Raw genomic sequence first — 7994 nt, 5'->3', positions numbered from 1 at the left:
TGTGAATTAAATATACTTTTTGCGCGAATTTTGTCAAATAAATCGCCTCTTCGATTGCCGAGTCGCCGCCGCCGATTACGGCAAGGTCTTTGTTGCGAAAAATCGGAAGTCCGCCGTCGCAAATCGCGCACGCAGAAATACCTTTCGCCCAAAAATTGCGCTCGCTGTCCAAATCAAGCCTGCGCGCCTGCGCTCCCGTTGCGACAATTATCGATTTTGCCGAATATTGTTCGTCGTTGCTGTCGGTTAAAATGAACAAATCTCCGTCTTTTTTTATGGATAAAACGTCGCTCATTACGCATTCGACATCGTTGTTTACGACTTGTTGGCGCATTTCCATCATTAAATTTTGCCCGCCCACTCCGTTTGGAAATCCGGGAAAATTTTCGACCAAATCCGTGGTCATAAGTTGTCCGCCAAGCACTCCGCCCATACCGAAGCCCTCAAACAAAAGCGGACTGAGCATAGCCCGCGCCAAATAGATAGAAGCGGTATATCCCGCAGGACCCGAACCGATTACAATTACATCTTTTTGTATCATTTTTTCTCCTTTTTTACAAGGAAAATAATATTTGCCGCAGGGTATTTCCTCAAAAAAACGCGAAAACGTTCAGCGACAAGTCCCAAAAGTCGGTTGAGTTTGTTTGACCGCGGTTAATATTTCTTTTGGCGTAGAGGTTTAGCGAAAATTTGTCGTCCGAAAAAAAGCTTAGCGACGCAAAGGGCGAAAACAAAAACCATCGACCGCGACTTAAATAATCGCCTTCGTCGTGGTCAAATCTGTATGCGTTCATTATTCTTGCTTCAATTCCGCTTGCGGCGTGCAAAAACGAGAGTGTTCTTGCAAGCGTTGCGCTCGAAACCGTCTCGTATCTTTTCTCTTCGAGACCGTACATTACTTCGTTGTAAATTACGCCTCTGTCAAAGCGGGAAGTCATAAACTCAAAAATATTTGACCAGCCGTTTGAATATGCGAGCGTTAAGTCCGACGAAACGGAAAACGAGCGATTGTGCGACGGAAGCGAGCTGTTGTCGGACTGCATAAAATAAAATCTTTGCGGCGCGGCGACAGCATTTCCCCGAAGCCCGAAAATAAGCGTTGTATCTCTCGAAAAAACATTTTCTATACCCAGTGCAAAACGTTCCTCCGTTCTGTTGGCATTACTCATTTCGCTTTTAAGGAAATTTACCCTATAACGAAGCATTTCCGCAGAAAGATACAAATTATACCAATCCGTAAAGTAAAAAGCCGTTTGGACAAAGCCAATATTTGATATATTGTCGATGTCGTCAACAGAAGAAAATGTCTCGCCTTCATACACAAACGAAAACGGATAAATCCGCCTGTTTCGTTCTGTTGAATATCGCATTGTCAGCCCAAAATTTTCATTTGGCGACAAATATTCAGCCGAAAAATAAACTCGCGGATGAAAAATGTCTGCGTTCTTTAGCTTTTCGTTAAGGGTGTCAAGCAATGTTCCCGCCGATGAACCTCGCGTTGACGAAAAATAACTGTTTTCTTCACGAGTCCCCGCAATCTGAAGCCCCGTCTCTAAATTCCAACCGCCAAAACTTTCGTTCAAAAATCCGAGAACGGAAATTGTGTTTCTTCTGAGCGAGCCGTAAAAGAACTCAGAACTCACATATCTGTGGCGATTATCGTTGAGAAAAACCTCAAATGAAGGTCGAATAAATCCGTCGCCCAACTGCCCTGCGTGTATCGTTATGCTCAAATTATTGGAGTATCGGCTTGGAATTTCATTGCCGCGAAAACCGCCCACAGTATTAAACTGCGAACTTATTTTGCCGTAGCCTATTGTGTCGTTCACGGTAATACTGAACGTATCTGCGCCGAAAATTCCGTTTCTTTGGTAAATAAAAGTTGAATGCGCGTTTGTGTTGTAATGATTGTCTTGCGCCCCGATATATCTGCCGAAAACCTGTCCGCCAAACAAAAACGGAGAGGAGCCTATTCTGCTCGCCGAATAAAATTCGCTCTCTCCTGCCAATAGCCGAAAATACCCGCCACCGCCGAATATTGTGTCGCGCCCTTGCAAATTTCGATTAACTCCGCCCTCAAAAACAGGTCCTGCCGAAAACAAAAACGGAAATTCTTCATTGGTGTTTTTAGCAACAAAACCCAAGGAAATTGCCGCAGCCTCATATCCGATTTCTCCGAGGCGTGTAGTATTTCTAAAGAAAGAAACGGGAGCGTTCCACTCCAAACCTATATTAAATCGTTCGTTGTTGGTGGTTTTATCGCCCTCCAAAAGAAAAACAGCCGAATGTCTTTGCGCCTCGGTATCTCTGTAAAGGTCTATGCTTAAGCTTATGCTGTCTATACTGTTGGAGTCTGTTCTACTGACAAAAAATTCCGTCTGCGACTCCGAAATAGTTCTGAATATTGTGGAGTTTGATATAAGCGACACATCGCTGTTTTCGGTAAAACCTGTTCCCAAAAAAAGAAAAATTACTGACAGTATAAATAATTTTTTCATAGTTTATTGCAAAAGGTAAAAAAAGAGAGCGGAACAATTAGTCCGCCCTCATTTTTTATCTGCTATCTGTTGCCTTCGGTAACAATAGGAACAGCAACTCTATGTCTGTCCGGTCTCGGAACTTCAAAATTATTGCTCCAATCCAAATCCAAGATAAGCATATATGCTCCTGCGCCAACGTCTCTGCCGTCTTCGTTTCTGCCTGTCCAACCGATAGTAAGCATTCTTCTCGGATTGGCACTTCCGACATTGGAAAGGACGATACCGAATTGGTCGCCGTCAGTATTTGCTACCAAGTTTCCGACAGCGTCTAATATCACGCCTCTTAAGCCACTCAACTCTTCAGGCAACGTTGCGCCTGCAATCGGAGATGTTAAGAAAATGCCCGGGTCAACAATTATCAGATTACCTATACCCGCAGTTATAACATCGTTAACTATGCTGTTCAAAGTCAACGGAGTTACCCGAGCGCCGAAACCGGGAGAACATATTCCTGTTGTAACACCTGCGATACATTTACCCGGAACAACGGATACATTCACACTAATCGGACGACGCTCAATAGCCAAACGTACCAAAGGATTGTTATTGCAACCCTCGATAGGCTCTTCGCCGACATAGTTGTAAGCAACGTCGCGGATATTCGGATTTTCTCCTGTCCAGCCTGTAATCACGTTTATGTTAATATAGTCTCCGTCGCGAGGATTAAATCCTTCGGAAGTAATTACAAATACCCAACGGTTATTCTGACTAAGATTATGGCGTGAAACTTGGAACTCAATCGGGTTTCCGTTTTGCCACAAGCGGAACATATTCACGCTTTGACCGTTATTAAGAGCATTAACTTGCAAGCCGAAAATCGGTTTGTTGAAATCCACTATCAATGTATCGGAGAGCCTTCTGCCGTCGGGGTCGCCCTGTATAACTCCGCCCCAATTTAAACGAGCATAAGTAATAAACGGCGGACAATTATCGGGGTTGTTGTAAGCGTTGTCTATCACTCTAAACTCTGCCGAGTGGAGATACCCGTGTTTGCGAGCCCGCACATAAACGCTTATGCGACCAGCTCCGAGTCTTTCCGAAAGCGTCCTTGTAAACTCAAACGCCAACTGACTTTCGCCTGCGTTGCGAGTTAAGTAAATAGTTGTATCGGGACGGTTTTCGCGAGTAATGCGAACGTCAACCCAATAAGGAAGATCTTCGGGAAGATTTTCACCTTCTGGTCCCAGAATTCTTCTGTGCGGATCTTCCGTTGAAACAGTGAACGTCAGAACGGTACCGATATCAACAGTGTCGCCTCTCATTCCGACTGCGCTTCCGTATGCAATCAGAGGTCTGAAGTTCAAGCGCACTCTAATTGGCTCGCTGTTTTCAAACTCCTGATTTGCCGTACGTGTATTCGCCTCAATTACTATAGTGTCAAGGTCACTTCTTGCTTCTCTTGCTTCATATCCCAAGTCGCCAAAGTTGCTGAACACAATTTCGGTTGTTCCATTGCTTGCTATCGGTCTTTGCTCATTACGCGTTCCGTTGTAAATCAGCGTTGCGTGAAGAGTTGCGCCGTTCATCATTTCGTGGGTGAAACGGTCGGACTCAATCATTGCTATCAACTCTCTGATACGCGTCGATACGAACCAATGCTCGCTTATTCCTTGGTGAGCGGTTGTTGCAAGCGCTCTGTGTCCCGTTGAGTCTGTAAGATAAACTTCGGGCATCGGAAGCGTATTCAAATCCAAAGGAACTCTCGGGTTTTTCGGTCTACCGTCGCACTGTGAGTTAAAATCATAAGTATCAACATGGTTCATAAACTCATCGCGAACGTTCGGATTTAATCCTACCGGAACTGTAATGAAGTTTAAGTTAATACTGTCACCTGCCGCAGGCGCAAAACCTACAACCAAAGAACCGTCGGAACGAGTAATTTGAGCTCTGTTAACCGTAAATACCCAACGGTTACTTCCGTTATCCGTACCGTTTGTAACAACTCTCACAGGAATTATATAAATATCGCTTTCTCTCCACAAACGAATAATTTGAACAAAAGTTGCAGGAGCTACACTTCCGTCACCGACGAAAAACGCAGGCTCGTCAAATTCTATCGCCAAAGTATCGTAAGTGGTTCCCTCTGTCCAACGCGCTCTACGAACAAGATGCGGCGGACATTGATCGGGATTGTTGGCTATTCTTAATGTATCCCAAGGAGAATAGAGGTAGCCCTCTTTGCGAGCGCGCATTACAATAACCAAGTCGCGAGCACCAAGAGATGCAATCTGCGAAAATGCAAAAGTCTCACCTGCGTTTATTGTATGATTGCCCGTTGTGGGAAATAACTGAGTAGTGTTATTGTCGGCAAGAACTCGAATATCGACATTATAAGGACCATCAACAACACTGTCGCGAGCCGCTCTCGGTGTGCGCGCTGTTCGAACGGTAAACGTCAGATAGTCGTCAATTCGCGCTTCATTCGGGTTTCCGCTGTTAACCACAGAAACAGCAAGCGGACGGAAATACAAGCGGGCTTCTCTTGTGCCACTTCTTCCGAAATACGAAGCCGGATTAGCCTCTGCCCATGCTTCAACTATTAAGGTGTCGGCAGTATATATCGACGGGTCAACAAAACCTAACTGAAGAGGTATTTCGTTTGCGCCACTACTACTTAGTGTAACAGACGGTACAGGAGTTGGTCTCCAAGCATTATTATATTGCGCACGCGCTCGAAGTTGGTGAGGTCCGCGGTTTTGCATATCAGGAGTAAGACGAGCCCAGTCAAGATGCGCGATTGCTCTTTCCACATTTGTAAAGATGAAACTTCCGCTTTCGGCAGGCGCTCTGGGAACTCCGTAATCTTCTACGTCAATGTTGGGAGTCGGAAGTGTATAGTTGTCAAATCCTATCCACATTGTAATGTCGTGCAAAATTGCGCGGCTTCTCTCGTGGTCTTCTAAGAACGTGGGCTGATAACCCATAATTGCCAAACGCTGTCTGTTAAATTGAACAACGGCAAGTTGGTTAAATGTTTTATCGTTAAAGTCTCCGTAAAACGGCTGTCTTGACGAACTAGTTGCAGGAAGTTCGCTTTCACGAAAATAGTTTCCGATTAGCGGTCCCCAACCCGGCTCTCTGACGCCGTCAAATTCTCCGATGCTTACCTGCGGACGCTCAAACTGCGCTCTTCCGACCGTAGTTGCGGTTGAGACGTTTGCGCTCGGTCTTCCTGCCATTTGAACAGCAAGGAAGTTTGCATAGTGATGATCTGCTTGGAAACTGCCGCCGGGGCGAAGAAGCACGGAAAAGTCCGTTGGTCCGTGTCCGCCGTTTACTCGTTCATTAAACGCCCAAATACTTGCGCCTGCCTGAAGACGACCGTCAAAAACTCCATTATGAAAAGAACTGCTTCCGTAAGGTCTGAACCTAAGTTCTTGTGTCCCTTGCAGAATAGGACTTGTAAAAATGCTTCGGTGAATTTCAGAAGCTGTATTGTTCAGGACAATTCTCAAATCATGAAGTCCGCCTGCATTAAAGTTAATACGGGTTCCTGTCTCAAATTGAAACCAAGCCCAAGGGTCAAGACCGCCGGGGTTTTCGACACTACCGTGCCAAACGTTTGCGCTTACGTGTCTTATATTTTCAATAAATTGTCCTCGGCGTAACACCAAAACTCTGTCAGGGCGACCGGTTTGGGGATTTGGTGCATTAACAAACCAGTCTGCTGCAACAATTCTGCCGCCGGCGTGTCTGTTGATACCGGTAGTTGCAGGCGCAATAATTGTCGTTTCCAACTGCAATGCTTCGGGAACCAAAGATGCATGAGTTTGGTGCGCCGTTGACAAATTAAATCCTTGGTCGTTACCTGTCGGGAAAACCATAAGACCGTTTATAAATAAAGATGGCGATTCTGCTTTAAGATAAACGTCTCCTGTAGTTCCGCCATTGGAGAATTGACTGCTTGTCAACACGCCCACCGAAACACTTGTTTCAACGTGTAAACCAACATTCATTTGTGCATCATACAAGTCGGTTCCGATAACTTCTACCGCTTCCGCATATATAGACCAAGTTCCGTATCTGTGAAGAATTTGTGGTGCAGGACTTACTATTTCGGCAGGGTTTACAAAGCGGTCAACGTCATAAATAAGCCTGTCTCTTCGTCCGTTTCTTACAAGGTGTATCTGATAAGCCCCGTCATTACCGCTGAGAAGAACCGTATCTGCTCTTACCCATACAGCATCGTTGGTCTCTCTCAACCAATTAAATTCTCTGACAAGTACGCCTCTGGGTCTTGCAGTAGGACTTTCAAGAGTACCGACTATCTCGTTGTAAGGACCATCACCAAAAGTTCTGAACCTAAAAGACCTCTGAACCCCTTGGATAGGAAATGCTTCCCTTGTATCGTCAAGACCTCTTGCGTCAATTACCGAGTTTTGTCCGATAAAAAGAATACCTACGTCCGCCTGTTTGGCATCGTTAAATAATTCCATAAACGCGTCGCGTCTATCTTCGGGAATATCCGCTCCCGCTCCTATATAAACAATAGCATTAGGATTTTGACCGCCAAAACCTTGTATTACCTGAGAAAAATTCGGAGCCTCATTAGTTGTCCAAATCCGAACATTGCGCAACGCGTTGTTTCCTTGAAGAATATCGCGACCGGTTAAACCTAAATCTCTGTTATCAAGAGAGCCGCTTATGTTTTGCGCGAGAGCAGGATCAATGGACGAAAGAAAAAACCTGAGTTGAGCGCCCGCTATTTCGGACGCAGGAGAAGGCGTCGGACTCCAAATCATGTCTTTACCAACAGAGCCCTCCCATCTTCCACGATTGGGTTCTGTTGCGGGTTGGTTATTTACGCCGCCGACCATCACCCCCATAGGCGTGTGTAAGTTGTTGGTATTCGGATTCCAAATCACCGCAAGCCGTAATTCCTGAATGTCCTGCGCAAACGCAGACACTGCCGCCAAACATACAACGAAAATCGCAACGAAGAATAATTTCATTTTATTCATAATCGTCCAATCCCCTTTCCTTTTTATTTTGTAATTTAACATTTTTCCACTTTAAGACAATAAAAAGCGCAAGCACGTAAATCGAAACTCGCCTTCCTGTTCCACCAACACTCCTTATAATATAGGCAAAGAATTTAAAAAATTCACATTTTTTTACAAAAAACAGAAATTTCATAAAAAATTAACTTTTTTCACTTTCCCCCTTGACTTTTGTTTTGGCATTTATTATTTTACCCCTGCTTAATTGATAAAACGACTTAAGTTTCGATTTAAAAGATTAAGTGTTCTTTGATAAGATTATGATGTATGCGAGTGGGTCACTTTGAAGAAAAAAGTGTAGAGCGAAAAATGGAACAAATGTGTAATAATGAAAATATTATGGAGAGTTTGATTCTGGCTCAGAGTGAACGCTAGCGGAGTGCTTAATACATGCAAGCCGGACGGTTGTAGTAATACGACAGTGGCGCACGGGTGAGTAACACGTAAATAACCT

Annotated in this window: 3 protein-coding genes and 1 rRNA gene; 1 reads left to right on the top strand and 3 read right to left on the bottom strand. The window is 44.6% G+C overall.

All coding sequences use genetic code 11. From position 1 onward, the window contains the following. The 3 genes from FWE23_10850 to FWE23_10840 all read right to left on the bottom strand — a co-directional run. Positions 1-541 (bottom strand): NAD(P)/FAD-dependent oxidoreductase (locus tag FWE23_10850; GenBank protein ID MCL2845923.1); only part of this gene is annotated, 541 nt, incomplete at its 3' end. 49 nt (positions 542-590) lie between these two features. Next, a complete protein-coding gene (locus FWE23_10845; protein ID MCL2845922.1) occupies positions 591-2498 on the bottom strand; it encodes a hypothetical protein in 1908 nt (635 codons plus the stop codon). 62 nt (positions 2499-2560) lie between these two features. Next, positions 2561-7501 carry a hypothetical protein gene (locus FWE23_10840; GenBank protein ID MCL2845921.1) on the bottom strand — a complete coding sequence of 1647 codons (4941 nt, stop codon included), beginning with the start codon at positions 7499-7501 and terminating at the stop codon, positions 2561-2563. A 375-nt stretch (positions 7502-7876) separates the two neighbouring features. Here FWE23_10840 and FWE23_10835 point away from each other — a divergent pair. Then, positions 7877-7994, top strand: a 16S ribosomal RNA gene (locus FWE23_10835); the annotation flags it as partial.

It is taken from the genome of Chitinivibrionia bacterium (genome assembly GCA_009779925.1).
Taxonomy (GTDB): domain Bacteria; phylum Fibrobacterota; class Chitinivibrionia; order Chitinivibrionales; family Chitinivibrionaceae; genus WRFX01.
Note: the sequence above shows the minus strand (reverse complement) of the source record. Positions and strands in the feature narration are given on the sequence as shown.